Below are 26,835 nucleotides of genomic sequence, written 5' to 3' on the forward strand. Positions count from 1 at the left end.
TTATTTCTCAGCCGCTACTGTTGAAAATGATGGTTCTACAGTCTTTGTAGAATCCCAATAGGACTCATCGAACTGTCCTTCTGATTTTGCGACGACACAGGTCGCAGCGAGATCACCAGTTACATTGAGAGAGGTACGTCCCATATCAAGCAAAGCATCAATGCCTAAGATCATGGCATAAGCCCCAGCCACCGCACTTCCAGGCTCAACTTTCAGCCCAACAGAATCAAGAACCATCAGCAACATTATTGCACCGGCACCAGGAACACCCGCCGTACCAATTGAAGCAAGTACCGCTGTGGTGATAACTGTTAACTGCTGACCAAGTGTCAATGGCAGGCCAATAGCCAGACCAACAAAAATGGCACAAACCCCCTGGTAAATCGCCGTACCATCCATGTTTATGGTGGCACCTAGAGGAAGCGTGAATGAATATACACCTTTGGAGACACCCATTTTTTCCTTGGCAACGTTCATGGTAACCGGCAGTGTGCCACCGCTGGAACGTGTTACAAAGGCAGTGATCATGCTATCTTTTGCTTTAGCAATAAATTGAAAAACATTGATCCTGTTGAAGGCGAGGATCCCCCCGTAAACAACGAATAAGTGGACTAAAAGGGCGCAATAAACAGCAAGAGTAACTATACCAAGAGGCCCGAATGCAGTTGCACCCTGCTTACCAAAAACCACAGCGATGAGAGCAAATACACCAATTGGCGCATATTCAAGTACCCAACGAACCACCATATACATAATCTCAGCACCGCCTTCGAACAGACGAAAGACAGTCTCACCAGCATCTTTAATTCTCTGTTCTTCGCTCTGACGGATATAGGCAAGGCCGATACCAAACAACAGTGAGGCGAAGATAGTGGGAAGAATGTTACCGCCTGAAATGGCTGCAAAGGGGTTTTTAGGAACGATGTTGACAAAAGTTTCTATAAGACTGGGGGTTTTAAGCTCTTTGCCAACTGCTGCGGCATTTGACGCCAATTCCATGCCTGCACCGGGACTAAAGAGATTGCCCATCAGCAAGCCAAGTCCCACTGCAAATGCAGAGGTTGCCATATAGAAGATAAGCGCTTTAACACCGATTTTTCCAAGTTTAGAGGGGTGAATACTTGCCGCTCCGACAACAAGAGTGGAGATGACCACAGGCATTACAATCATTTTAAGTAATCGGACAAAGATATCTCCCAAAGGGCTAACCCAAGCGATAGCAGGGCCAACCACCAGACCTGCACATGCACCGAGAACAAGGCCTGCCAGTATACGTACCAACAGGTTGGTTTGAAAATACCATCCAAATATGCCGCTTTTCTTTTTCATTTTTCTCCTCTTTTGCGTGTGGAATTAATAGTTACGTTATGACGAAACGTTGGTAAATTTCGTGCCCATTTTATTGGGCGATATACTTAGGTCTCATCATGTTTTCAGGAGAGAGAATCTCATCGAGTTTCTCCTTCGCGAGCAACTTATGTTCAAGCACCAAGTCATAGACGGATTTATTGGACTCCAGTGCTTCTCTTGCAATCATTGATGTGTTTTCGTAGCCGATACATGGGTTCAGGGCAGTAACGATGCTAATGCTGTTATCGACAAGCTCCCTGCATCTTTCTTTGTTGGCGGTTATTCCTGCGACACATTTCCGAGCGAGCGTGGTGCATCCCTTGCCGAGCAGGTGAATAGAATTGAAAAGGTTGTACGCTATTACAGGTTCCATGACGTTTAACTGAAGCTGCCCTGCCTCAGATGCCATGGTAATGGTCAAATCAGAACCAATAACCTGATAGGCGATCTGATTCACCACCTCCGGTATTACGGGATTGACCTTACCGGGCATAATTGACGATCCAGGCTGCATCTTTGGCAGGTTAATCTCATTAAATCCGGCCCGGGGACCTGATGACAACAGTCTGAGATCGTTACATATCTTTGAAAGTTTTATTGCAGTTCTTTTTAAAACCCCAGCAATTTGAACATAGGCACCAGTGTCCCACGTTGCCTCTATAAGATTTGGAGAAGTTACCAGATGGATCCCCGTCTGCTTGCGCAGGTATTCGGTGACTATTCTGGTATATTCCGGGGGGGCATTTATTCCTGTACCGATTGCGGTGGCTCCAAGATTTATCTCTGTAATCAGGTTAAACAATTCTTTAACTCTCTGAATATCTTCACCAATGGTTGTGGCGTAGGCGGTGAACTCCTGTCCAAGCGACATAGGTACCGCATCTTGTAGCTGTGTCCGCCCCATTTTCATCACATCTGAAAACTCCTCTCCTTTTTTTGAAAATTCCTGCTGTAAAACAGTCATCCGTCGAATGAGTTTACTGAGCAGAAAATGCAGTGCGATACGAAAGGCTGTTGGATAAACGTCGTTGGTTGATTGAGAGCAATTGACATGATTATTAGGATGACAAAATTGATACTCTCCTTTTTCATGTCCCATTATTTCGAGGGCACGGTTGGCAATAACCTCATTGGCATTCATATTGGTTGAGGTACCTGCCCCACCCTGGAAAACATCAACGATGAACTGATCATGCAATTTACCGACTGCTATTTCATCACAGGCCTGGCAAATGGCTTTATTGATTTTTGCCGGCAAAATGCCAAGTTCCATATTGGCCATTGCCGCAGATTTTTTAACATGTGCCAAAGCCTTTATCATGGAAGGCGTTCCTGAAATTGGAATGCCGGTAATTACAAAGTTTTCTTTTGCTCGAAGTGTCTGAATCCCGTAGTAACACGAATCCGATAATACCTTTTCACCAAGCAGATCATGCTCAACCCTATCCATTACAAAACCTCTTTGCGTAGTGAAACTGATTTTCTTGCTTAACGAATGCTCAAAAGCTTACAGGAGAAAATTGACTTCATTCTGTAGACTTACGTGATAATAAGCAAACAATGTGCCACCGTTTAAAATGTTTACTAATATACTGAAATAAAGGAAAAACAGAGACATGCCATGATAGCAGGGCAATGATAAAGGGGTATAACCTTTCAGAGGACGGAATTGGGTTGAAATTCTAATTAACTACATATTTTCAGACACATAGACTGTTATGGCGAAAGGTTATAACCAAAGCAAAGGTTATAGGGGTATAGAGGCTGGTAGATTCACGAAATATCTTGAAATCCAAAGATCTCCTAAAGATCCTCAATCCGGCAATATTGCAGCAGGTAGAAGTGTCTATTGGCAAGCTTCGGTTAACAGTAGAGCCTGGCGATTAACCTTAGCCTGAGTCCAGAAAAATAAGCTTTCGTCAAAACCTAACAATAGAATTTTTGTGTGGTATTAGAGCTTATCCATGATAATCTTAATCTGGTGGAACTTCGTTTAGATGTAGAATGTCCACTGAACCAGAACCACGACAATTCGATTGGTAACCGGTAATAGGACCCTTTACGTTTTTGGAGTGTGGAAAAGAGGGTCAAATTTACCTAAAAGGGGAGGGGAATGTATTGTTTTCATATCGATCGGTGAATAATTAGAGGACCCCTACGGCTGAAAGGGATCTCAAAACCTTATTATTTATCTAATATAATACAGGGGGAATCGTTTTTTTGTGACTTTCCCTTGAAAGGGGTCCTGAAAAGCTTGTTGCTTCAAGTAATGTGTTGAAAATATATTGCTTTTGTAGCTGATCAGCTGTGAACGATTGTGTGTCAGTCATTACCTGTTTCCCGATTCGTTAATGCAAAATTTCTATTTCGCTCAACTAAATTTCTCAACTTTAATACTCAGGTATCACAAGGTCTGGTTTCCAATATATTGGTCACATGCCGATCGTGAGCCTACAGATCGTTCCCAATAAATATATTCAGGAAGGTAAATTTTCTACCCGCTTATTAAAGTTGTAAACTTTTGTCTCTTCTCCCTCCTCCCACCAGCAAGTTACTTACAGTCCAAGCCGCTTTAGACTTCAGCTCGACGGCATTCTCAAGGATTTTTGACGCATAGTTCTTAGATATTAACTGTGAGGATTTCACGGAGATCTCCCTGGAAGAGTTGATAAATACTCAGAATCTTCCTGGTATATTTCACGATGAGTCTTGGTGCAGATCAGGGTCGTTCATGGCTGTAAACTGCGGAGTCCTCCCTGACAGTCTACTGGAATCTGAACTGTTTGGTTATGAAAAGGGTGCCTTTACAGGAGAAAAGTCTGCAGCGACTTGGTGGCAATTCAGAAATAAATGTCGATTTTCGAGTCATTGGTGCAACAAACACTGACCCAATTGAGATATTGAATACCGGCCGGCTTCGTTCAGATATCTACTACCGGATTTCCGTTTTCCAAGTCCATATTCCCCCGATCAGGGATCGCAATAAGATGAAAATACATGGCCTGAAAAAAGAGCACTTTCACAAATCGGAATAATAGCAGAATATCGGAATTTTTCTACAAACCCTGACTATTTCGTTGTAGCAAATATCCATTGAATAATCCATTGAATATAAAATCAGAATAAATCGGAAATTTCCGGGCGTTTCCAACCCTGCCACACCATACTCCTTTTTTGTTAAATACAACGCAATAACAACCATATGATCTGGTGATGTGTTTTCTGTTCTTCATGGCATATAAATTGGATTAATTCCGTCGAATACCCCTTGGATTATAAACAAGTTGTGGTCCCAAAAACGGGAGCACTCATCTCTATTATTAATGTAGTGTGAGGAAAATATCATGAAAAACAGACTAATTTCTGCTTTGGCTATGGCCTTTATTGTTGCAAGTAGCGTTACCCCGGTTTGGGCATCGACATCAAACGCAGAACTTGAAGAAGAGTGCCAATTAATGGCGTTTGAGCAAAATATTCCGGAAGAAGATATTGAACAATTCATTGCAGATTGCCTGATGTCTGTACCTGTGGTTGAGGATAACGAAAATGGTCAGGAAGAGGTCGAACAAATTGTTACTCTTGATGAGGAGTGCCGGAGTTGGGGGCTTGAGCTGCAAATTCCAGACGATGAGATTGAGCAATTTGTTAAAGATTGTGTAGAAGCTGAAATTGAAGCTCAAGAGCAGGAACCGGAAACAGAGCAACCTGTACAGGAATAACATTGGACTTCGGTGGTCCCCGATATGCATCGGGGATCGATGAAGGAGAAGATTTCCTGACTATCTACGAGCCATCAGCCCAGGTGGGTTCTGAGAAAGAAATCACCTATTCTGTAAATTTCAACCCCTGGGGGCAGAATTGGCCGCACTGCTTGAGATGACCTTTCTCCACCCTATTTTCGCTCCTTAACTATGCTGTCCTGTAATCTTTGACAGATGGGGCGCTGGGCATACGTAAGTAGGAGAAACAGAGACCGTCTTCTGCCATCTTCTGCAATTTTGGCAGGTGATGTAAAGCCTGGAAGTTTCTGTACTCATGGTGATGGTGTAAAGCGGTGTGAATACGTCCCGTTCAATGACAATGTTCATTCTTTTGGAGATGGTAACCTTGGTAAACGGATTGCGATAACTTGCTGACAACCGATAGAGACGCTTTCGACCAGTTCCTGCAACATGTCCTCGCGCTTTTGCTTGCCTCAAATAATGCTTTCTTATCTGGGAAGAAAAGCTGTTCGTACTGATCGCCATATTCCTGCCTGCTACTACTTACAGACGTGTTTTTTTGTTGTTATGACAAAACCATAGTGAATTAACCAGAAAAGGTATCACAAAGGAACGTATTCCGTTTTTCGGGGTTAGTACCTTAGAAATTAATTTTGTGAAGGTGCCTGTCCCACCCCCTTGCAGGGTGTTTGTTAACCTTCTAATCTTTTTTTTCATTCTCCTCGTCTATGGCATTTTCCTTTTTCTCAAATGACCCAAGTCGAATTTTTGCAAGTTTCTCATTACGGGGTTCATTTCCCAAGCCGTCCCAATTTGCAGGTGAATTCTTTGGTTTATTAGTTAGTTGTTCGATGTTGTGCATATCTCCAGCCTCCTTTTTCCGTTTCTTTGTAGTATTTCTGGTTGATGGCATTTGCTCATCAGGTATCAATCTTAATCTCTCCATTTGTGTCACCTGTATGATTGTTGTGTTTACTCATGGTTTTCTCCTGATGGTGAGATTAACTAGAATGATACATGACTAATCAATTAGTATGCCATTTTCGATGCTCCTGATTGTTTTCTGTAATCTGTTGAAAATATGAGTTTTAGCGTTTCTTTTGGCAGGATTAAAAAAGATATTGGAATAGTACAAAAAATTCCGATTATTGAGTGGTTATGAAGACAAGAGCAATTAGAGGGTCTGAGAAAATCGGGCTTCGCATGACTTCTTCCGAATTGATAGGAAAATTCCGATTTTCAGACGATCATAAAAGCATTCAGGTTACAATGAGATGGATAGTTTTCTTATAACAATTGGAAGCTGAGCCTCCTGCTCATTGGGGCGGTTTTAACAACAGGCTCTTTCACAAATCGGAAAAATAGAAGCACATCGGAAATTTTCAAGGTATTTCCCATTCTGCAATATCAACCTCTCTGTCTTGTAAACATCATGGAATAACAGTTACATGTGTGCCTTGTGATGTTTTCTATACTGTATGGCACAAAAATTGGTGATATTTCGATGATAGCCCACACAAAAATAACATAGGAAGATGACATGGCTAAATTTAATAAACACCAGAGTGACAGAGAGCGATTAGGCAAATGTGAAATCTGCCTTGAGTATATTTCTGTGGAATACTACCTCAGTGAAGGTGATCAGATCGCCTGTTATGAGTGCGGCACTGAATATACTTTACTTAGCAAGAGTCCAGTCAAACTGGTAATGATGGATGACTATGGTACAGAGGATTATTTCGGTGAAATGCTTTTTGACGATTAAACAAGGAACATCCTATTTTTGAAGGTCTTGAAAGAAATGAAGTAAACCTGGTTAATAAAATACTCAATGTCGCATAGGTACGATATTTTTCCGACACCCTGCTCGTCGGCAGGCTTTGTACATTCGCGAGAGGGCGACAGTAAAATGGTGAAACCTTGCTTGAGAAGCTGGTCAATGCCAACACCCATGTCCGTAATCTTGAGAGTGCAAACAAATGGATAGAGATTATCAAGGGCAGCTTGCCACTTGGCTTCACCAACCAGGTCAACGAGAAGTGAGCAAGGTCCCAAACACATTCTTCTTAAGACAGTATTCTGGTACCTACGGTATAGCCTGGACTTTCGTGCATCGAAGAACACATGAAAGAGGAGTTGAATCAAGCTATATAGCAAGTTTGCGCCAGATCCATTTGTTGACATAAAGGCAGCAATGGTTGACTTTATAATGAATATTATTTAAATGGCGTTTCTTTTTTTACAGAACCTAAGTGGCCAAGTTAGTAGCCACAGTTGAAAGACGAACATGGCAGCTATGAGGTGGACTTGATGTCACAAGAAATTTCTCGGCAAGAAAAATGGAGTAGTGAGCAGGCTACAGAGTATTACGGCATTGATAAATGGGGTGCTGGTTATTTTTCTATAAACGAGGATGGTGATGTCGTGGTGACGCCCGAAGGATCTGACATTGGCCCTTGCATCAGCCTCAGAAAAGTTGCACAGGAAGTTGAGGCGCGGGGGCTATCAATGCCTGTGCTGCTACGGATAGAAAATATTCTTGGTTCACAAATCAAACTGCTGCATGACACGTTTCGTAAGGTCATTCAGGAAAATGACTATCGGGGAGTATACAAAGGTGTTTTTCCCATAAAAGTGAACCAGCAGGAACAGGTCATTGAGGCTATCAGCGAGTTTGGTCGAGAGTATAATCATGGTCTGGAGGCTGGAAGTAAGTCAGAGTTGATAGCTGCCATCTCCATGTTGCACAACCGTAATGCCTGTCTGATATGCAACGGCTACAAAGATGAAGAATTTATCGACCTTGGACTCCATGCAATCAGGATGGGTTTCAAAGTGTTTTTTGTGATCGAAGTTCCTGGCGAGCTTGATCTCATTATTGAGCGTGCCAAATTTCATGGAGTCGATCCATCATTAGGTTTTAGAATAAAACTATCCACCCAGGCAGAAGGACAGTGGGCTGAATCTGGTGGTGACGCCTCGGTTTTTGGCCTCAGTATGAGTCACATAATCGATGCAATTGATCGATTAAAAGCTGAAAATATGCTCGATTGTTTACAGCTGCTTCACTACCATATTGGTTCGCAAATCCCCAACATTAGTGACATCCGTGCCGGTGCCATGGAAGCCTGTCGCCTCTATGAAGAACTGGTGAAAGAGGGGGCTCCCATGGGTTATCTCGATCTCGGAGGTGGTCTTGCTGTTGACTACGATGGTTCAAATACCAATTCGCACTCTAGCCGGAACTATACAATTGAGGAATATTGTTCAGACATTATCGAGTCCGTCATCACTGTTCTCGATAAAAATGACATTCCTCATCCGACAATTATTACCGAATCCGGTCGTGCCATTGTTGCTTACTATTCGGTGCTGATTTTCAATGTCCTTGATATCAGTTCCTTTGAGCCACCTCCGATTCCAAGTAGTTTACCAGTTGTGGATAATGACCTGCTTGAGAACCTAATGGCCACCTATAACATGGTCTCAGTAAAGAATATCCAGGAGTGTTGCAATGATGCCCTCTATTATCGTAGCCAGGCTCGCCAATTGTTTAAACATGGTCACATTACCATTCGAGAAAGGGCTCTGGCTGAAAATCTGGTTCAGCACACCTTGATGGAGATTTCCAGGATCTCTAAAGAACTAAGCCACATCCCAAAAGATGTCGAGAAAATCAATAAATTGATCTACGACGTTTATTACTGCAACTTCAGCCTGTTTCAGTCGCTTCCTGATGTGTGGGCGATTGATCAGATTTTGCCGATTATGCCAATTCACAGGCTCAGTGAAGAACCCACAAGGCCTGCGATAATTTCTGATATTACCTGTGACTGCGATGGTAAGATCGATAACTTTCCGGATATATCCGAAGAACGGAAAACATTATTGCTGCATCCTTTGAAGAACGGTTCTGAGTATTACCTTGGCGTCTTTCTCGTCGGTGCATATCAGGAAACACTTGGGGACTTGCATAATCTCTTTGGTGACACCAATGTAGTTTCAATCCATGTGAATGAGGACGGTAGTTACAAATTCCTCCGTGAACTGGAAGGGGATTCGGTTGCTGATGTGCTTTCTTACGTGGAATATGATCTTCGCGCAACAAAAACCAGGCTGAAAAACATAGCCGAAGATTCTATAGATAACGGGTATATTACTGCCGGTGAGCGTAAAACGATCCTTGCGAGTTTTGACGAAGGGCTGCGAGGGTATACATACTTTGAAAAAGAATAAAGGACATTGGTCCGCTATAGCAGGAAAGGAGAAAAAATGTCACGCGTACTCATAATAGGAGCCGGCGGGGTCGGCAATGTTGTGGCAAAGAAATGTGCTCAACATAAGGATTTGTTCACAGATCTCTGGCTGGCCAGTCGCACAGTTGCAAAATGTGAGGCAGTAGCCCATGAAGTTAAAAACCTCTACGGTGTTGAGATACAAACTGCAAGTGTTGATGCGGATGATGTACCTGCACTTATAGAGCTTTTTAAGAAAATTCAACCACAGCTGGTGATTAATGTTGCTTTACCGTACCAGGACCTGACCATCATGGATGCCTGTCTGGAATGCGGTGTGCATTATCTCGATACCGCAAACTACGAGCCGGAAGATACTGCTCATTTTGAATATAGCTGGCAGTGGGCTTACCAGAATAAATTCAAGGCCAAAGGTTTGATGGCGGTGTTGGGCTGTGGTTTTGATCCGGGAGTGACCAATATCTTCTGCGCCTATGCTCAAAAACATCATTTTGATTCAATCGAGACTATCGACATTCTCGATTGTAACGCCGGAGACCATGGTCATCCTTTTGCCACCAACTTTAACCCTGAAATTAATATCCGGGAGGTGACCCAGACCGTTCGCCACTGGAAAGAAGGTGAATGGATTGAGACTCCCGCTATCCTGAGTGATGACTGTATACATTTCACCTTTGACTATCCTGTGGCCGGGCCCCGCGAGAGTTACATGCTTTACCATGAAGAGATGGAGTCACTGGTCAAACATATCAAAGGACTGAAAAGAATTCGTTTCTGGATGACCTTTGGTCAGCCCTATATAACCCATCTCAAAGTGCTCGAGAACGTTGGTATGACACGTATTGACGAAGTCGAGTATGAGGGACAGAAAATTGTGCCGATTCGTTTTTTAAAGGCATTGCTCCCAGATCCGGGTTCGCTTGGCAGCAACTATACTGGGAAAACCGTTATCGGTTGTGTGATAAACGGTTATAAAGACGGTAAAGAACAACAGAAGTATATCTATAATGTCTGCGATCATGCAGAGGCATACGATGAAGTGCAGTCCCAGGCGGTTTCTTACACAACCGGTGTACCAGCAATGATTGGTGCAATGATGATGTTGAAAGGCATTTGGAAGGGTGAGGGTGTTTTCAACGTGGAGCAACTTGATCCCGATGTCTTTATGAATGAATTGAACCAGAACGGGCTACCCTGGCAGATTGTTGATTTTGACGGCAAACTTCCTGAGTAAACATTTTATATCCAAGATATGAATCAGATCGATACACAGACCCTGGCTGATTTTCCACCCGATATTATCAGCCAGGTTGAAACGCCTTGCTACCTGATAAGTGAAACCGTAATACGACGTAACTGCCAGGTGCTGGCAAAGGTGCAGGAGCAAACGGGTGTTAAAATTCTGCTGGCTCTGAAGGCCTTTGCCTTACCTGCTCTATTTCCTGTTATTCGCGAGTATTTACAAGGCGTTTGCGCCAGTGGTCCCATTGAGGCGCAGCTTGGTCGTGAAGAGTTCTGCAGGGAAGTGCACACCTATGCACCAGCATATACGACGAGGCAGATGGCTAGAGTGGTGAGCTATTCTGATCATATCCTCTTCAACTCCATAGGCCAGTGGCATTTTCACCAAGATGCCGTAAAAAGAGCTGAGCGAAAGATTGAGATTGGGTTACGGGTGAACCCAGGATATGCAGAAGTTGATTTAGATCTTTATAATCCATGCTTACCGGGGTCGCGGTTTGGTTTAAACCCAGAAGATTTGGATGGTGTTGACCTTACCGGCATTTCAGGACTTCACTTTCATGCTTTATGTGAGCAAAATGCAGATGTGCTTGTACGCGTGCTCGAAGAATTCGAAAAACGATTTGGTCGCTATATTGGTCAGATGCAATGGGTCAATTTCGGTGGAGGACATCACATAACCCGCGATGATTATGACCTCGAACTGCTGTGCAGGACGATTAATGATTTTCGTCACCGCTATAACAACATACCGGTCTATCTTGAACCTGGCGAGGCTGTCGTCCTCAACGCTGGCGTCTTTGTAACACGTGTGATTGATACAATTCACAATGGTATGGATATCGCAATTCTCGACTCGTCAGCTGAAACGCATATGCCTGATGTTCTGGCGATGCCGTACCGGCCACACATTGTTGGTAGTAACAAAGCTGAAAAGTGCCCTTACACCTACAGGCTTGGAGGCATTTCCTGTCTGGCCGGAGATGTGGTTGGAGATTATTCCTTTGACAGACCGCTTACACATGGAAAAAGACTGGTATTGACTGATATGGCTCTCTATTCTTTTGTGAAAAATAACACCTTCAATGGTGTTGAGTTACCCTCGATTTATACCTGCTCCCAACAAGATGAGAAGCCGACATTGATACGAAGTTTTGATTACAAAGATTATAGGAACAGAATTGTATGAGCAGTGAATTATATTTGAACTTTCATGGAGAAGACGTCGCGCCATCTTTACCTGAAAAGTCTCTCTTTCACGTCATCCCCGTGCCGTATGAAGAATCAGTTTCTTATGGTGCGGGTACAATTGAAGGTCCTGGTGCAATTCTTCAAGCGTCAACCCAATTAGAACTCTTAACAACGGGGCATATTCCAGCTGAACATGGCATCTATACTGTTCCACCCGTGGATTGCACCGGCTCTTGCGAAGAGGTGCTGGGGCGAATTACAGATGTGGTCGATACCGTTCTTGAGTTACAAAAAATACCTGTACTTCTTGGTGGAGAACACACTATCACCTGTGGTGTCATTCCAGCACTAAAAAAACAGTTTGACTCCTTTGGGGTTATTCAGTTTGACGCTCATGCTGACCTGCGTGATAGTTACCAGGGCTCACGCTACAGCCATGCCTGCGTTATGCGAAGGATTCATGAGCAAGGTATTCCTATCTATCAATTAGGAACACGCAGCTACTCTTTAGATGAACATGAATATCGAATATCGAACAATATACCTTCCAGGGACAGTGAAAGCATCTGGCGAGACGGTCATGCATTGCAGTTACCTCCTGATTTTCCCGAAAAGGTGTTCATTACCTTTGACGTCGATGCACTTGACAGTGCTGTAATGCCAGCCACTGGCACACCTGTTCCTGGTGGACTTAACTGGTATCAGACCATGTGGCTGCTTGAAGAAATAACGAAGAATCGTATCTGTATCGGCTTTGATGTGGTCGAGCTGGCACCCATTGAATATTTGCATGGTCCGTCTTTTGCCGCGGCTCAACTCGTTTATAATATTATGGGATACATTACGAAAAACGCTCAAAACAGAAGATATCATCACATTGGCAATGAACTCACCCCTAACCAGTAGTGACCTTTGAATTTTACGTTCATATGATCAGTCAAAATTCGCACGTCTAAGGTAATTTTACCATGCTAAAATTGCCAATTCTCAGATGTTGGACTCCTCAACCGCCTGTTATCCTATGAGGGATATACCCCTTCTATGCGTGGTATCTTCTCCAGTAATTTACTTCGTGCAGAGTTGCTCAAAGCAATAAAATATCCCGAAATCAGTTATCGCAAACTCTGCACAGAAGAATAATTCGGTCTTGATCGAAAGCAAAATCGAGTTTTTACCGGCTTGTCTCTCAGGAAAAAAAGATGGTCGATCGTACCCAGTTGATCCAGTTCAGAAAATCACTTACCTTTGAGCAGTTTTTTTCAAATTGATGGCTTTTTATATAAGGTGAATGTGGCACAGCGTGGCACTGCAGCGGCTTGATGTTGTTTTTAAACCATGACAAGATTGTAAGAATTATTATTGGGGCGGGGGATCAGATTGTTTAGGTTCTCTAAAATAGTTTTTTTCATAAATGGAGATATTATGAAGAAGAATTTCATTGGTATGGGGTTACTTGCGGCTCTTGGTTTTGCCATGGTTCTGGGAAGTGCCGCTACTTCTGTTAGTGGTGACAAGGTCATAAGCCGCAACGAACAGTGGGCAGAGAAGTATCCACACCAGTACAAGAGCTGGAGGATGACCTCTGAAAATGATGAAATAGAGGACCTGATTTCAAAGAAACCTCAGCTGGCTATTCTTTGGGCCGGCTATGGTTTTGCCAAAGATTACAACGCTCCTCGGGGGCATTTTTACGGCCTTCAGTCCAATATCAACTCTCTGCGCACAGGTGCACCGGTAAGCCCGGTGACAGGGCCTATGCCAACAGCGTGCTGGTCGTGTAAATCCCCAGATGTACCACGTATCGTCGCTGAGGAAAGTGAGCTGGAATACTTCACCGGAAAATGGGCAAAATACGGTGATGAAATGGTTAATCCTATCGGTTGTGCCAATTGCCACGATTCAGAAACAGGAGATCCTGCTGTCTCTTCTGCCTATCTTGTTCGTGGACTTGAATCCGCTGGCTTAAAGTCCAAGGATTTTACCGGTGAAGATATGCGCACTCTTGGATGTGCCCAATGCCATTCTGAATACTATTTCAAGGCAACTGAGTGGATTGATAAGGAAGGCAATAAAAAAGTTGCTAAGGTTGTCACCTTCCCATGGGGTAAAGGTTTGGCCGCTGAGAATATGGAAGAATACTATGACGAGATCGGTTTTAAAGACTGGACTCATAAGATCAGTAAAGCTCCAATGCTCAAGGCGCAGCACCCAGGTTATGAGATATTCCAATCCGGTATTCACGCCAAAAGCGGGGTAACCTGTGCAGATTGTCATATGCCTTCAATCACCGAAGGGGATGTGACCTATTCCAGCCATCACCTGGTGAGCCCGCTTGATGACATTGAGAATATCTGTATCGGTTGTCATGATCAGGATGCTGAAGATCTCAAAGCGGTGGTTGAAAGAAAGCTTGAACGTAAAGAGCAGCTGATGGAAATCGCCATGAATTCGCTTGCAAAAGCGCATCTGGAAGCTGGAAAAGCATGGGAAGCTGGTGCAACTGAAGAGGAAATGGAAGAGATTCTCACTGATATTCGCCACGCTCAGTGGCGTTGGGACTACTCTATTGCTAGCCATGGTTCCTATTTCCATGCTCCTGAAGAGACCCTGCGTCTTCTGGCTTTAGCTAACGAAACTGCCCAGGAAGCTCGCTTTAAGATTGTAAAGGTATTGGCAAAGCATGGTGCTGCTGACTTCGTTGCTCCAGATTTCTCAACAAAAGAGAAAGCTCAGGCACTGGCAGGTGTAGACCTTAAAAAACTGGTGGCGGATAAGGTAGAGTTTAAGAATACGCTGCTGAAAGAGTGGACCGCGTCCGCTGTTAAGAATGGCAAACTGGATCCTGAGGCGAGAAAAGGAATGTCTGATAAGACCTCCTACTCCAAATAACAGACTCAGTGTGAACAGGTAGTTTGAAATCCCCCTGCACCATCTGCGGTGCAGGGGGAAAATTATTATGGTCTAAAGTGTTGAGAATATACTTTTAAATATTCTATCCTAACTGTATGAACACTTAAAAAAGCATTTTAGAAAAACTAACCAAAATCACAAAGAAAAATCTTTCCAACGCATAGGCAGAGGGCGTAATTTCGCATCAACACTACTCTCAGATAAACCACCCACTCGGTTTCTATTCGTCACCATTCATCAACGAAAAATCAACAATTACTCGATAGTTGGGGTACGGTTTAACCTTTGAGAGGTGTCCTTTAGTAAGGTCAATTTTATTGTCGCTCTATTTTTGTTTACTTCATATAAGCCGAGTTGATTTGGCTGAATTTTTCTTTACACCTTTTTCAGTGCTCTACTTAGATCCGCGATAATGTCGTCTGGGTGTTCCAAGCCCACAGACAGGCGAATGAGACCTTCACCAATTCCTGCCTCTTTGAGTTTCTGAGTCGAATAGGTGGAGTGGGTCATGGAGGCAGGATGCTGGATTAGGGTCTCGCAATCCCCAAGACTGACGGCTAGGGTGCACAATTCAACATTGTTGATTACTGTCTTGCCCGCTTCTATTCCATTTTTCAATTCAAAGGACACAATACCGCTGAAGGCCTTCATCTGTTTCACTGCCGTTTTATAGTTTGGATGTGATGGCAGGCCGGGGTAATAAACCTTTTCAACCTGAGGATGTTTCTCAAGCCAAGAAGCTACAGTGATGGCAGAACTGCTGTGTCGCTCCATTCGAATGGCTAGAGTTTTCAGCCCTCTTAGAATCAACCAGCCATTAAAGGGACTCATGGCTGGGCCAAAATGGTTAAAATACGCCTCCCTTATGGTTGATGTTATTGCCCGGGAAGTGGTTATCACTCCACCAATTACATCTCCATGTCCCCCAAGATATTTGGTTGCTGAATGAAGTACGATATCTGCTCCAAGGCTTATGGGCTTTTGTAAATAAGTCGATGCAAAAGTATTATCCACTGCCAGTGGTACATTATTTTCATGCGCCACAGCTGCCCACAATGAAATGTCTATAATATCAATTGTTGGATTGGCTGGGGTTTCACAAAACAATAATCTGGTTCTGGCGTCTACCAAGGAATCTATTTTATTCCTGTTATTGCTGTCTCTTGGTGAGAGAAACCTTGTCTCTATTTTGAAATCCGCAAGATGCTTTTGAAACAGCGCGAAGGTGCCACCATAAAGGGCGTTGCAAGCTACAATATTGTCTCCCGGCCGGGCAAGAGACATCACTATGGATGCTGCGGCAGCCATACCGGACGAAGTCGCAATGGCATCCTCTGAACCTTCTAAAAAGGCCATTTTTTCCTCTAAAAGCCGTACCGTTGGATTGTTGATACGGGAATAGAGATATGCATCTTCAGAACCACTAAAAACTGCAGCGCCGTGGGCCTGATCTCTAAATTTGAAGGTTGAGGTCATGTGGATCGGAGGCACAAGATCCATGCTTGTGGTGTAACAGGACCGGAGTCCGTGGACGATATTGGTTTGTTCCTGAAGCTCTGAGTATTTTTCCATATCTATCCTCCTTACCTTAATTGTACAGCAAGATAGCTAAAAAAGAAAATTGGAAGGAGTGGATCGTCAGCAAGGAACTTTTAATTTGTTCTTTGATAACCTGAATGCTCATGAGTATGGACCCTTGAGTGTGTAACTGTGAGTAATGGACTGAATTATAATCAAATCATATTACTGTATGTAGGTTTAAGAAGTCGTAGCAGAATTGAGCTAATGTCAGGCAAGTAGGAAAACTTTCTGTATCGTGGCAGTTATGCTGCTCCCAAAGACCGAACAGTAAAAAAGCAATCTGAGATTTGAGCTTGTCCATGACTCAATGTAGGTCCTCTTGTTCCAATAATCAGAGGGAGATTTGTAACTATTTGCAGAATGCTTTCTCTTTCGATTACAGTAGACTTCAATATACTGAAAAATAGCACGATGTGCCTCACGCACATTTCAAAGATGGCGATGATGGATGAGTTGGGTCTTGATTCTTTGGAAAAATGATCCTGCTAGCGCATTATTCGCATAGCCCCCCAAAAAAAAAGACTGTCAATATTGGTCATGGTTTTGACAACTATTAGGCGGTTGACTGATATTGTAGTATTGTTCAAGATATATGGTGCTTTAGTGTGTTAGAAAATGAAGGCGGCAGAGAATTGTTCCTCCCAAAGTTATGCAGGTCCAGTTGTTTGTTATGATCTTACATTAACTCGTTACATTAAAGGTGACGTTACAGTGATTCTCTATTCAAACTATGTATTAATAACAGCAGTATATTTATTATGAAAATACCATGGGGCATATCAATTGGATTCTACTTTCTTCTGATAGGTGTGCTTTCAGAAGGGTTTTGTAGTGAAAGTAAATGGGAGCAAATTGATCTGATCGACGGTGTAGCTCTCTTTCGCTCCCTTGAAGAATCAGGCACGCTTCTACCATTTAAGGCTACTGCAGAACTGAATGTACCCTATCAAAGCATTGTTATGGCGCTTGTGGATGCTGAGCGCAAAAGCAGCTGGGCACCCAAACTTAAATACACAACTATTCACAATGAAATTTCAAACAACCGTTTTGAGTATAGCGAGTACTACACCACCCCATGGCCATTTCATGATCGAGAATTTCTCCTCCTTGGGACAGTCGAATATAAGAGTGATCGTGTTCTCTTTACCGCCGAGAATTCATTAAATAAAGACCGTGCCGATACAACGCACCTGCTTGCTAATGTAAAAATTATGGAAGTTGCGATTATTCCCCTTTCCCTTAATACGACCAGGGTTGAATTCACCTTTTCTGGTGATCTTGGTGGGTGGATCCCCACTTTCGTCAAAAATATCATCCAAAAAAAATGGCCTATTCGATTTATACAGGCAATGAAATCATATATCAAAAATAGCCCTGACCTCGAAACTTCCCGATACCTGTCTTTGCAAAAGGCCGATATAACTATCCCTTAGAGTCCAGAAAGCTGAGGAATAGTTGCAGGTAGTTGTGATTCTAAATGATCTCTTATGGTTCTTATTCCCTGCGCTTATCAACGTACAGACACTGCAAGACCCTTTGATATGATCAAGCTGAGCACAAGGGTCAGGAGTATCAGCAAAGATCCATATGCCATCCCAAGACCAATATTATATTCAAATACGCTATTCACCATGGCGATTGACATGGGTTTATTCGAAGCATTATAGAGAAAAACAGAAACTGTATATTCACCAACTGAGCGGATAAATACTAGAAGAAATGCTGCAATAATCCCAGAGGAAAGTATTGGAATGGCGATGTTTTTATATGTTTGTAGAGACGTTGCCCCAAGGCTTTTTGATGCGTCCAGATAGGTATCGTTAAGATTTTGAAAGGAGACATTAAGGGTTTTGACCAGGATAGGCAGTGATCGAACAAAATAGCCCAAAGGTAGTAACACCGAGGTGCCAACAAGCACTGTGTTAAAGGAAAAGATAGAAGGTTCATTAAAGGCATTAATGATATTAATTGCAATGGCACTTGCGGGGATTGCCCAGGGCAACATGACCAGAAACTCGACCAGCCACTTCATTTTCTGTCTCCCCTTTATAATGATTGCAGAAGATGGAATGCCAATGAGAAGGCCAAAAGCAGCAGCCCCAAGTGCCATAATGCTGCTGTTGAGAAAAGGTTGTATTTTTCGACTATTTGTAAAGATGTCAGTATAATTGTGTAGAGTGAATTGCTTGGGGAAATAGTTGATCATCCATGAACTTGATGGCACCAGTGAAACCAGAATTATTGTAAATATTGGCAGGAGGATCGTGAAAATTATAAACAGGACCCCGGCAATTAATAAAAATCGTAGAGCAGGTTTTTTCAATTGTATAGGCTGAAACTGAACGCCCTTCACCGAGGAGATAAACTGCTTTTTTGCTTCATACATACGAAAGACAGCAAAAAAGAGTAGTGAGATGCAGGTAAGAACTGAAACCTGAGTGGCGGCAATATCCATATAATTATTTGCTTTTGAAAGCAGAATCTGAGTCGTGATGACTTTATAGCTTCCTCCGATAATACTCGGCGCAGTAAATGATCCGGCACCAGAAATAAAGGTCATGGCACATGCCGCAAGAATGGCAGGTTTTAGATATGGCAAAATGATGGAGAAAAACACTTTTGTTCTGCTGGCCCCGAGACTCCTGGCACTTTCAATCACAGAGAGATCAATATGTTTTATGGCAAGAGACACTGTTAAATAGAAATACACATATTGGGTGTAGGCATGTACAAACAGTATCCCCGTCAGACCTGATAAACGAAAGGGTGGTTGGTCCAAATTACACGCCAGCTGGATGGCCTTGGTGACCATACCGCTTTCACCGTAGAGTTGTACAAAGGCATATACGATGATAATTCCCGGCATAACCATTGGCAGGAGCAGTAACTTGTCGAGGAGGTTGCGAAGGGGAAAATCGAAAAAATGTAGAAGAAAGGCGAGGGTAATACCTACAAAACCGCAGACTAGGACAGAGAGGAGGCCAAGGACAACTGAATGTACCAGGGGCGCTCTGAACAGATCAACTGTGAAGAGGTTTGTGTAATGTACAAAAGAGACAGAGCCGTCAATGAGTACACTTGTTTCAACGGTTTTTAAGGCTGGAAAGAGTATATAACCAAATAAGAAGAACAGCAGAGCTGTGAGGCCTGCATAAAATAGAAGGTTATTTTTCGCCAATGAAACCTTCATGTTCATTAATGATGAAGAAGTTGTACGTCAGGTGTTCTGAAATGAAGAAAGACCTGTTGACCAGTGGTGAAATTATCGGTATTTTTCCCATCATTTAACCTGGTCACCTTAAAATCAAGTCCTTCGGCCCGGACAAGAAATTCTGTTGAAACCCCATTGTAACGTTTCTCCTGTATCACGCCATCAAACACATTTGGTTCATCCTTTTTCTCCGTTGAGAGTATCACCTGTTCCGGCCGAATGGATATATACTTCCAGCCTGATCCTGTAATTCCGACAAGTTCCTTGCCATTTTCAAGAAGATATCGGTCTCCCTCTGGATAGATGGAAAATAGGTTGGTCTCTCCAATAAATTGGGCCACAAATGAATCTGTCGGCTGTTGATAGATCTGCTCTGGGGTTCCGACCTGGATACATTGACCCCGGTTAAACACCGCAAGCTTGTCGGACATGGTCAGGGCCTCCGTCTGGTCATGAGTGACAAAGATTGTGGTAATCCCAAGTTTTTTTTGTAACGAGATGAGTTCAGCTCGCATAGTGTCGCGTAATCTGGCATCAAGATTAGAAAGCGGTTCGTCAAGAAGGAGGACCCGGGGTTCAATGGCAAGTGATCGGGCAAAGGCAACACGCTGCTGTTCCCCACCGGAAAGTTCTGAAATCTGTCGGTTGTCATATCCCTTAAGACCAACCATACTCAGGTAATAATCTGTCTTTTGCCTTACCTCACGTGTGGGTTGTTTTTGGATCTTCAATCCATATTCAATGTTTTCCCTTACGCTCAAAAACGGAAAAAGGGCATAGTTTTGAAAAACCATGCCCACATCACGTTGTTCCGGGAGAAGAGAGGTGATATCTCTTCCGTCAATGGTAATTGAACCGTTTTCCGGAGTAATAAATCCGGCAATTAACCTGAGAATGGTTGTCTTTCCACATCCCGAAGGTCCAAGAAATGTGAAAAAATCACCTTTTTGAATATCCAGATTAATGCCAGTGCAGGCAAGCTGCTCCCCATATCGTTTTTCTATATTTCTTAGAACAACAGCGCCCACGTTTTACTCCGGTTTCAGTTACGACTTAAATTATGCAATTCAAGATTGAGGTGGGACCTATTTTTTCTTGTCTTTATTACTGTCTTTGATTTCTGCATCCCATTTCTGAATCCAGCCTGACTGTTTTGCAGAAAGATTTGCCCAGTCAACATCCATAACCTTAAATGTTGTTTCTGTCATCCACTCGGGGGACTGTGAAAGTGCATCGGGATGTGTTGGTAATCGGTTAAACTTTTGTGCGAGCATTGCCTGTATCTTGGCACTACCTGCAAATTCGATAAAGGCCTTTGCAGCATTTGGATGTTTAGCACCTTGAATGAGGGCAATACCATCTGTAATAACCGGGGAACCGCTCTCGGCGTTGATAACTGCAAGGGGCATTTTATTGTTTATTTTATTATCAATAATTGAATTTAACACCATAAAGCTGATGGCGGCCTCCTGCCTTCCTACGGCCTGAAACAGCATGGAACCACTACCAAAATACTGCTTTGTATTGCCATCAAGTTCTGTCATGAACTGCCAGCCACTGTCCAAATCGTTTTTCTTTTCAAACTGCTGGAGCAGTGAGGCGTATGTTGCTCTGGCAGAAGATGAGAGTGCACTCCTGAAAACCATATTATCTTTATATTGTGGTTTTACCAGATCAGACCAGTCTTTAGGGGCATCTTCTGCAGACAACATCTCTGTGTTGTAAAACAACATAACTGGTGTCTGAATAGTTCCATACCATGTGGAATCTTTATCCTTAAACAGAGGACTAATCTTGTCTCCCCAGGAAGGTGTAAAGGACTCAAATAAGCCTTCCGCTTTTAATTCAAGGTAGACTGAGGAGGGAGCTCCATACATAACATCCGACTGGGGATTTGCCTTTTCAGCCCTTACTCTGTCTGCAAGTGCACCTTTTAGATTTATGAAGTCAACTTTGACCCCGGTCTCTTCCTGATACGCATCCGCAACCATTTCGAGCATGGACTCACCATGGGTTGAGTAAACAACAACCTTGTCCTCCAGCGTATTTGCAAATGCACCTGAACTTAATGTAATCGCCAGGCTAACGGCAGAACTAACTATGAATGACTTGATGACCATTTTCTTCATACTCCTCTCCTTTCTCTATTGTATGGGAATGTAAACTCATGCTTCTGGATTAAATGTGAATAGTGACCTGTGGTAATATAAATGGCCGTGCTATGTATCTGGCTCTCAGATAATTACAAGTGGGCTTACATCTGTTCAAAATTATATTGCGAGCGCAAAATTAATTGTCTGCCGACTGCAATCTCTTTTTAGGATTTACTTTACTCCCTAACCGGAATTAGACATACCTCTGTCGGTGAAATGTGTCCAATTGCTAAAACCTATCGGTGAGGGCGTTTGTATCAGGTTTTGCGATAATACGTCTGGTCCTATGTTGGTAATTTCAACTACGCTTAAGTGCATTACAACGTTTACTACTGCCGTTTCACACCAGGCCCTATTTGACAAATGGTTTCTCTGGAGCGTATTCTTTATTTATCTGAAGATAGTTCTCTGAGTAGGCCAGAGCCTCATACGTTACAGGGGTGGAATGGGTTAGGAGAACACGGGCAGCTTATTGTGTTTTCGCTGATGAAGAAAAAAAAGAAAACCACTTATTTTCTTGTTAATAGAGTAGAGGATACATGATTAAAAGACTTCTGGTATCCCCTCTGGCCTTTCAATATTTATCGTCTGGTATTTTTGTGGTGCTGCTTGTTGTATTTGTGACAGTATCTTTTTCAATATCTTACGCCGAGACGGTATCAGAGGAGATTACTCACTTAAACTCTGCAAGTGAACTCGATTATCCTCCATTTGCGATAGTGCACCAAGACGGCACTGCAGGTGGTTTTTCTGTCGATTTACTCGAAGCAGCAGCTCATGCGGTCGGACTTACTGTTGATTTTAAAGTAGGTCCATGGAGTCAAATCAAGGACGAGTTGGCAAAAGGTGAGATTGATGTATTACCGCTGGTCTCTTTTAGTGAAGATAGAGACGAAATATATGATTTTACTGCACCGTACCTGAGAATGAATGGAGCTGTTTTTGTACGGGAAGGGGTAGATGAAATTAGGGCGATTCCGGACCTGAAAGGCAAAGAAGTCCTGGTGATGCAGGGTGACACTGCCCATGAATATGTTGTTCAAAACAAGTTGACTGATCGGATCATTACGACCTCTTCCTTTGAAGAGGCTTTCAAACTGCTGGCCGCAGGAAAACACGATGCCGTTGTCGTACAGTTGATAGTTGGACTCGAGATCATCAAAAAGCTTAATCTAAAAAATATTGTTGCTGTGGAGCAAACACAGGAAACGTCCCTTAAACCGGTTACTATGAAGCTTGAAGGTTTCCAGCAAAAGTTCTGTTTTGCTGTCGCTGAAGGTGATCAACACTTACTCTCTTTGCTAAATGAAGGCCTGGCAGTTCTCTATCTCGATGGCACCTATAATACTCTCTATCAAAAATGGTTTAGCCCTATACTTCCAGAACTAGAGATGCCGACCAGCGAAATTTTTAAGAGACTTTTGCAATTGTTGATCCCCATCCTCTTATTGTTCACACTGGTTGGGCTGTGGTATTTGAAGCGACAGGTGGCGCAGCGGACAAACCATATACTACAGGAAGTTCAGCAACGCAGATTGACGGAGAAGGAACTCGCCACTGCTAATGCCAGGTATGTCAAAGCACAGGAGTTGGGAAAGGTCGGTAGCTGGGAGTATGATGTTGCTACTCAAAAGTTGTCTACATCCTCTGAAACAAAACGAATCTTTGGGTTCGACATCAACCTGTCCTCCATACCAATGGAGATGGTTGAACCATGCGTAGTTGATATAGAGAGAGTGCGTCAGGCTCGGATCGACCTCATAGAAAATAATGCGCCTTACGATCTTGAATATGAAATTGTCACAGCAGACAATGGTGAGCACAAGACTGTCAAGTCACGTGGAGAACTGCTGAGGGACGATGCCGGGAATCCTATGATCATCCAAGGTGTAATACTTGATGTAACAGAAAGACGACAATCTGAAAAAGCCCTGCGCCAAAGCAAGCAGTTGCTTGAAGCCTCCCAGCGTATTGCTCAGGTTGGAGGATGGGAGCTGGACATTAGTTCCAATAATTTATTTTGGACTGATGAGACGTACCGTATCCATGAAACGTCGCCTGCAGAGTTCAACCCGACTGTGGATGAATTTGTGAACTATTTCCTGCCCGAATCCCGTCGCATGATATCTACTGCTCTGGAAGCAGCTGTGAAAAGAGGAGAAGGCTATGATCTTATTCTAGAAACCCTGACTACCAAGGGGCGACGAATTGATGTACGCACAACATGCGAGGTGATACATTACGAAGGTCGACCTGTGAAGTTGACCGGGATTTTTCAGGACATTACAGACCAGAAACAGATCGAGGTAGAAAGGCAGAGACTTCAAAGCCAATTGTTACAGGCTCAAAAAATGGATTCCATCGGTACACTTGCGGGTGGAATAGCTCACGATTTTAATAATATTTTATCATCTGTCATAGGGTTTACAGAGCTGGCCCTTGATGGTGTGGAAAAAGATACACCTGTAGCAGATGATCTTCAGGAAGTCTATACAGCCGGGCTGCGAGCAAAAGATCTCGTCCAGCAAATATTAACCTTTGCCCGTCAATCCGATGAGGAGCTTAAGCCAATTAAGGTTGATGTTATCATCAAAGAAGTACTTAAGTTTTTAAGATCGTCCATTCCAACCACAATCGAAATTAAGCAAGATATTTCGAGTTCCTCTCTCATCATGGGGAGTACAACCCAAATTCACCGGATCATGATGAACCTTTTGACTAATGCCGCTTATGCCATGGAAAATGATGGTGGTATCCTGGAGGTAAGGTTGAATGACATTGTCATAGATAAGGCTACTCAAGGGCGTAATCAGGACTTAAAATCTGGTAGCTATATTGAAATTAAGGTTTCAGACACAGGGAGTGGTATTGCTCCTGAGAATATCGAAAAAATATTCGAACCATATTTCACAACGAAAGGGCAGGGGGAAGGCACAGGTATGGGACTCGCTATGGTTCATGGAATAGTAGAATCATACGGTGGTAAAATTTTCGTGGAGAGCACAGTAAATAAAGGAACAACCATTACCATATATTTGCCGGTAGCAAGAGAAAGTAATGTGCATCAACAATATCAAATAGACGATTTACCAACTGGGCAAGAACGGATTTTGTTTGTAGATGATGAGGTACAGATTGCCAAAATGGCCAACCGGATACTGAGCCAATTGGGGTATGCTGTATCAATAAAAACCTGTAGTCTTGAAGCATTAGAGCTTTTCAGGTCAAAGTCAAACGATTTTGATCTGGTGATAAGTGATGTGACAATGCCTAAAATGACTGGAGATCAGTTAGCCCAAGAGTTGATACAAATCAGAGCTGATATCCCCATTATTTTATGTACAGGTTATAGCAAAAGACTTTCAGAAGAAAGAGCATCAGAAATTGGTATAAATGCATTTGCTTATAAGCCGATTGTCAAAGAAGAATTGGCCAAAACAGTTCGGGATGTTTTGGACCAGGTGAGAGATGAGCGCCTTATTCCTGAAAGCCTGTTATAAAAAAAAGGCAGTGTAGACTCTGAGAAACCTGGAAAACCTTGTAACATTGAAAACTCAAAATTACTTCCGGATAAGTGAACGTGGTGCGACCTTCGAGGTACTTATTCCGTTCATCGGGGTTAGTCACTTGATGAATTGAATATGTTCATTAGCAAAACGGGAACATTCTTATTTGCTTCTTCGCCAGGGGGATGTGCACAGGTCAATTTTTTGCGTCATTTTGTTTGATGGTGAAGTCTATCCATCAATACATCTTTTTCCTGCCACAATTGTGAAACCCATTGTTGGAATTCTTGTCTAAAGGTTTCATCGTTGTGATAGTTGCGATCTAAAAAATCGTCAGGTATCGCTTTTTGTTGTACACGAACAGATAGTTTACTCACTCTACCGCACAAAAAATCAGTAAAAGAAGGTTGCTTGTGTCCGGGGTACACGATGGTAATATCTACGAGTGCATTAATGCTATGGCCCAAAGCACCAACTACAAAAGCAATTCCACCAGCCTTTGGTTTCAATAACCATTGGTAGGGGGATTGTTGTGCCTGATGTTTGGAGGAAGTGAACCTTGTTCCTTCAAGAAAATTGAAAACCGAAACAGGTGTATGTTTGAACTTTTCACAGGCACGGCGGGTGCTGTCCATATCCTGCCCCCGTTTGTGAGGATTTTTGATGAGATACTCCTTGCTGTAGCGTTTCATAAAGGGAAAGTCTAACGCCCACCAGCAGAGCCCTATCACAGGGACCCAAATTAATTGTCGCTTCAGAAAAAATTTGAGCATTGGGATTTTCCGGTTAAGCAGATATTGTAGAATGAAAATATCAGCCCAGGATTGATGATTAGACGTCACCATATACCATTGCTTTTTGTCGAGTTGTTCGATTCCCTCAACATCCCACTGCATGTGCTGAGTCAGTCTCATCCAAAAAGAATTGAAAGATATCCATTGCTCAGCGATCCAAATTGCCACGACAGTACAGCCTGCCTGCCAGCCACTAAACGGGACAATAAAACGCAGTAGTGATACCCCAATTAAAAATGGCGCATGCAGCAAAGTGTTAAGGACCAGTAGGCTTGCAGCAATAATGCCACGTATTGCTGATGGTAAAAACGATAACATATATCAATCTCCCCAGAATACGACAAAGATTATGGAGCAGGTAGTGGTCTGTCTTCGTATCAGTAAATCTGCAAGCAATTGCAATTGTAAGATATTAGCAGAAAATGAAAGCAACTGTCTATACCGAATTATACACCTGCACCCTTTAACTGCTCTCGCTGGTAGTCATCAGAATATGGTGGTTATAATAATTGAGCAGATCATGCATAGATGCTCATCTATGTATTGCTTGTATTGCCTGGCCATTACAGTTGGTGTAATCTGAATGTTTTTATGCTCAGGTTTGCGACATAGATGTAGTTAGGCAAGATTCACTTTGCTATGTTGTCTTTGATGAGTATATTTCTGAAGGTTTGATGGTAGATTAACCTCAAAATTATCCATCTGTTCTCTTGTCGCAGAAGATTGTTTTGTAATGAGTGATCTTGCAGAAATCCTCGTGGAAAGCTTTAGACCCGGACTGGCTGCTTTTAATCTTGAAAATACGATCCTCCACTATTCCTTAAAAATAATTGTGGAACATTGTTGCGTTAAGCAGGTGTTCCAGGGAATGAGAGTACTGAGTGGATTTATATTAATAACGTATATGGAGGCCTGAGTA

General features: G+C 42.9%; 21 protein-coding genes and 1 pseudogene. 11 read left to right on the plus strand and 11 right to left on the minus strand.

Annotated elements, in window-relative coordinates:
• Positions 1-1,329 carry a dicarboxylate/amino acid:cation symporter gene (locus ACX6CI_RS22475; protein WP_458775890.1) on the minus strand — a complete coding sequence of 443 codons (1,329 nt, stop codon included), beginning with the start codon at positions 1,327-1,329 and terminating at the stop codon, positions 1-3.
• Between the two features lie 70 nt (positions 1,330-1,399).
• On the minus strand, positions 1,400-2,800 hold the full coding sequence (aspA, locus tag ACX6CI_RS22480) for an aspartate ammonia-lyase (protein ID WP_458775891.1): 1,401 nt from the start codon (positions 2,798-2,800) through the stop codon (positions 1,400-1,402).
• A gap of 1,281 nt (positions 2,801-4,081) precedes the next feature.
• On the opposite strand from aspA, the pseudogene ACX6CI_RS22485 reads away from it, so the two are divergent.
• Together ACX6CI_RS22485 and ACX6CI_RS22490 are read left to right on the plus strand one after the other, a co-directional pair.
• Positions 4,082-4,385: pseudogene (locus ACX6CI_RS22485) on the plus strand (sigma 54-interacting transcriptional regulator).
• Between the two features lie 309 nt (positions 4,386-4,694).
• Positions 4,695-5,069, plus strand: a complete 375-nt coding sequence (locus ACX6CI_RS22490; RefSeq protein WP_458775892.1) for a hypothetical protein — start codon at positions 4,695-4,697, stop codon at positions 5,067-5,069.
• 186 nt (positions 5,070-5,255) lie between these two features.
• Here the strand turns inward: ACX6CI_RS22490 and ACX6CI_RS22495 are convergent, their stop codons facing one another.
• Together ACX6CI_RS22495 and ACX6CI_RS22500 are read right to left on the minus strand one after the other, a co-directional pair.
• Positions 5,256-5,597: a hypothetical protein gene (locus ACX6CI_RS22495; protein ID WP_458775893.1), complete on the minus strand. Its 342-nt coding sequence runs from the start codon at positions 5,595-5,597 to the stop codon at positions 5,256-5,258.
• A gap of 175 nt (positions 5,598-5,772) precedes the next feature.
• Positions 5,773-6,018: a hypothetical protein gene (locus ACX6CI_RS22500; RefSeq protein ID WP_458775894.1), complete on the minus strand. Its 246-nt coding sequence runs from the start codon at positions 6,016-6,018 to the stop codon at positions 5,773-5,775.
• Positions 6,019-6,612: 594 nt separating this feature from the next.
• Between ACX6CI_RS22500 and ACX6CI_RS22505 the strand changes: the two genes are divergently transcribed.
• Entirely contained in the window at positions 6,613-6,837 is a 225-nt protein-coding gene (locus ACX6CI_RS22505; RefSeq protein WP_458775895.1) for a hypothetical protein, read from the plus strand.
• Here the strand turns inward: ACX6CI_RS22505 and ACX6CI_RS22510 are convergent.
• Complete coding sequence (locus tag ACX6CI_RS22510) at positions 6,834-7,127, minus strand: hypothetical protein (protein ID WP_458775896.1); 294 nt, start codon at positions 7,125-7,127, stop codon at positions 6,834-6,836. The two genes, ACX6CI_RS22505 and ACX6CI_RS22510, sit on opposite strands and share 4 nt — an antisense overlap.
• Before the next feature lie 255 nt (positions 7,128-7,382).
• Between ACX6CI_RS22510 and speA the strand changes: the two genes are divergently transcribed.
• The 5 genes from speA (at position 7,383) to nrfA (ending at position 14,650) form a co-directional block, all read left to right on the plus strand.
• Complete coding sequence (gene speA, locus ACX6CI_RS22515) at positions 7,383-9,308, plus strand: biosynthetic arginine decarboxylase (RefSeq protein WP_458775897.1); 1,926 nt, start codon at positions 7,383-7,385, stop codon at positions 9,306-9,308.
• A gap of 36 nt (positions 9,309-9,344) precedes the next feature.
• Positions 9,345-10,562, plus strand: coding sequence for a saccharopine dehydrogenase family protein (locus tag ACX6CI_RS22520; protein WP_458775898.1), 1,218 nt, complete (start codon positions 9,345-9,347; stop codon positions 10,560-10,562).
• A gap of 18 nt (positions 10,563-10,580) precedes the next feature.
• Positions 10,581-11,759, plus strand: coding sequence for a carboxynorspermidine decarboxylase (nspC, locus tag ACX6CI_RS22525; protein ID WP_458775899.1), 1,179 nt, complete (start codon positions 10,581-10,583; stop codon positions 11,757-11,759).
• Positions 11,756-12,667, plus strand: a complete 912-nt coding sequence (gene speB, locus ACX6CI_RS22530; protein ID WP_458775900.1) for an agmatinase — start codon at positions 11,756-11,758, stop codon at positions 12,665-12,667. The genes nspC and speB overlap by 4 nt, the downstream gene beginning before the upstream one ends.
• A gap of 516 nt (positions 12,668-13,183) precedes the next feature.
• Complete coding sequence (gene nrfA, locus ACX6CI_RS22535; RefSeq protein ID WP_458775901.1) at positions 13,184-14,650, plus strand: ammonia-forming cytochrome c nitrite reductase; 1,467 nt, start codon at positions 13,184-13,186, stop codon at positions 14,648-14,650.
• A 396-nt stretch (positions 14,651-15,046) separates the two neighbouring features.
• Here the strand turns inward: nrfA and ACX6CI_RS22540 are convergent, their stop codons facing one another.
• Both ACX6CI_RS22540 and ACX6CI_RS22545 read right to left on the minus strand, forming a co-directional pair.
• A complete protein-coding gene (locus ACX6CI_RS22540; protein WP_458775902.1) occupies positions 15,047-16,243 on the minus strand; it encodes a trans-sulfuration enzyme family protein in 1,197 nt (398 codons plus the stop codon).
• Between the two features lie 216 nt (positions 16,244-16,459).
• A complete protein-coding gene (locus ACX6CI_RS22545) occupies positions 16,460-16,678 on the minus strand; it encodes a hypothetical protein (RefSeq protein WP_458775903.1) in 219 nt (72 codons plus the stop codon).
• Between the two features lie 332 nt (positions 16,679-17,010).
• On the opposite strand from ACX6CI_RS22545, the gene ACX6CI_RS22550 reads away from it, so the two are divergent.
• The gene (locus ACX6CI_RS22550) at positions 17,011-17,685 is read left to right on the plus strand and encodes an SRPBCC family protein (RefSeq protein WP_458775904.1); all 675 of its coding nucleotides are present in this window, start codon (positions 17,011-17,013) and stop codon (positions 17,683-17,685) included.
• A gap of 77 nt (positions 17,686-17,762) precedes the next feature.
• Here the strand turns inward: ACX6CI_RS22550 and ACX6CI_RS22555 are convergent, their stop codons facing one another.
• From ACX6CI_RS22555 to ACX6CI_RS22565, 3 genes are read right to left on the minus strand one after another with little or no spacing between them, the layout of a single operon-like run.
• Positions 17,763-19,430, minus strand: coding sequence for an ABC transporter permease (locus ACX6CI_RS22555; RefSeq protein WP_458775905.1), 1,668 nt, complete (start codon positions 19,428-19,430; stop codon positions 17,763-17,765).
• A gap of 17 nt (positions 19,431-19,447) precedes the next feature.
• Positions 19,448-20,491 carry an ABC transporter ATP-binding protein gene (locus ACX6CI_RS22560; RefSeq protein ID WP_458775906.1) on the minus strand — a complete coding sequence of 348 codons (1,044 nt, stop codon included), beginning with the start codon at positions 20,489-20,491 and terminating at the stop codon, positions 19,448-19,450.
• 57 nt (positions 20,492-20,548) lie between these two features.
• A complete protein-coding gene (locus ACX6CI_RS22565; protein ID WP_458775907.1) occupies positions 20,549-21,592 on the minus strand; it encodes an extracellular solute-binding protein in 1,044 nt (347 codons plus the stop codon).
• 563 nt (positions 21,593-22,155) lie between these two features.
• On the opposite strand from ACX6CI_RS22565, the gene ACX6CI_RS22570 reads away from it, so the two are divergent.
• Positions 22,156-25,116, plus strand: coding sequence for a transporter substrate-binding domain-containing protein (locus ACX6CI_RS22570; RefSeq protein ID WP_458775908.1), 2,961 nt, complete (start codon positions 22,156-22,158; stop codon positions 25,114-25,116).
• Positions 25,117-25,331: 215 nt separating this feature from the next.
• On the opposite strand, the gene ACX6CI_RS22575 is transcribed toward ACX6CI_RS22570, so the two are convergent.
• Positions 25,332-26,234, minus strand: a complete 903-nt coding sequence (locus ACX6CI_RS22575) for an acyltransferase (RefSeq protein WP_458775909.1) — start codon at positions 26,232-26,234, stop codon at positions 25,332-25,334.
• Positions 26,235-26,649: 415 nt separating this feature from the next.
• Between ACX6CI_RS22575 and ACX6CI_RS22580 the strand changes: the two genes are divergently transcribed.
• On the plus strand, positions 26,650-26,832 hold the full coding sequence (locus ACX6CI_RS22580; protein ID WP_458775910.1) for a hypothetical protein: 183 nt from the start codon (positions 26,650-26,652) through the stop codon (positions 26,830-26,832).
• The last annotated feature ends 3 nt before the right edge of the window (positions 26,833-26,835 follow it).

The sequence above is a fragment of the Desulforhopalus glucosivorans genome, assembly GCF_054397165.1.

Coding starts and splice junctions, on each gene's coding strand:
- ACX6CI_RS22475 (WP_458775890.1), bottom strand. CDS start 1,329: ATGAAAAAGAAAAGCGGCATATTTGGATGGTATTTTCAAACCAACCTG.
- aspA (WP_458775891.1), bottom strand. CDS start 2,800: ATGGATAGGGTTGAGCATGATCTGCTTGGTGAAAAGGTATTATCGGAT.
- ACX6CI_RS22490 (WP_458775892.1), top strand. CDS start 4,695: ATGAAAAACAGACTAATTTCTGCTTTGGCTATGGCCTTTATTGTTGCA.
- ACX6CI_RS22495 (WP_458775893.1), bottom strand. CDS start 5,597: ATGGCGATCAGTACGAACAGCTTTTCTTCCCAGATAAGAAAGCATTAT.
- ACX6CI_RS22500 (WP_458775894.1), bottom strand. CDS start 6,018: ATGGAGAGATTAAGATTGATACCTGATGAGCAAATGCCATCAACCAGA.
- ACX6CI_RS22505 (WP_458775895.1), top strand. CDS start 6,613: ATGGCTAAATTTAATAAACACCAGAGTGACAGAGAGCGATTAGGCAAA.
- speA (WP_458775897.1), top strand. CDS start 7,383: ATGTCACAAGAAATTTCTCGGCAAGAAAAATGGAGTAGTGAGCAGGCT.
- ACX6CI_RS22520 (WP_458775898.1), top strand. CDS start 9,345: ATGTCACGCGTACTCATAATAGGAGCCGGCGGGGTCGGCAATGTTGTG.
- nspC (WP_458775899.1), top strand. CDS start 10,581: ATGAATCAGATCGATACACAGACCCTGGCTGATTTTCCACCCGATATT.
- speB (WP_458775900.1), top strand. CDS start 11,756: ATGAGCAGTGAATTATATTTGAACTTTCATGGAGAAGACGTCGCGCCA.
- nrfA (WP_458775901.1), top strand. CDS start 13,184: ATGAAGAAGAATTTCATTGGTATGGGGTTACTTGCGGCTCTTGGTTTT.
- ACX6CI_RS22540 (WP_458775902.1), bottom strand. CDS start 16,243: ATGGAAAAATACTCAGAGCTTCAGGAACAAACCAATATCGTCCACGGA.
- ACX6CI_RS22550 (WP_458775904.1), top strand. CDS start 17,011: ATGAAAATACCATGGGGCATATCAATTGGATTCTACTTTCTTCTGATA.
- ACX6CI_RS22565 (WP_458775907.1), bottom strand. CDS start 21,592: ATGAAGAAAATGGTCATCAAGTCATTCATAGTTAGTTCTGCCGTTAGC.
- ACX6CI_RS22570 (WP_458775908.1), top strand. CDS start 22,156: ATGATTAAAAGACTTCTGGTATCCCCTCTGGCCTTTCAATATTTATCG.
- ACX6CI_RS22575 (WP_458775909.1), bottom strand. CDS start 26,234: ATGTTATCGTTTTTACCATCAGCAATACGTGGCATTATTGCTGCAAGC.
- ACX6CI_RS22580 (WP_458775910.1), top strand. CDS start 26,650: ATGAGTGATCTTGCAGAAATCCTCGTGGAAAGCTTTAGACCCGGACTG.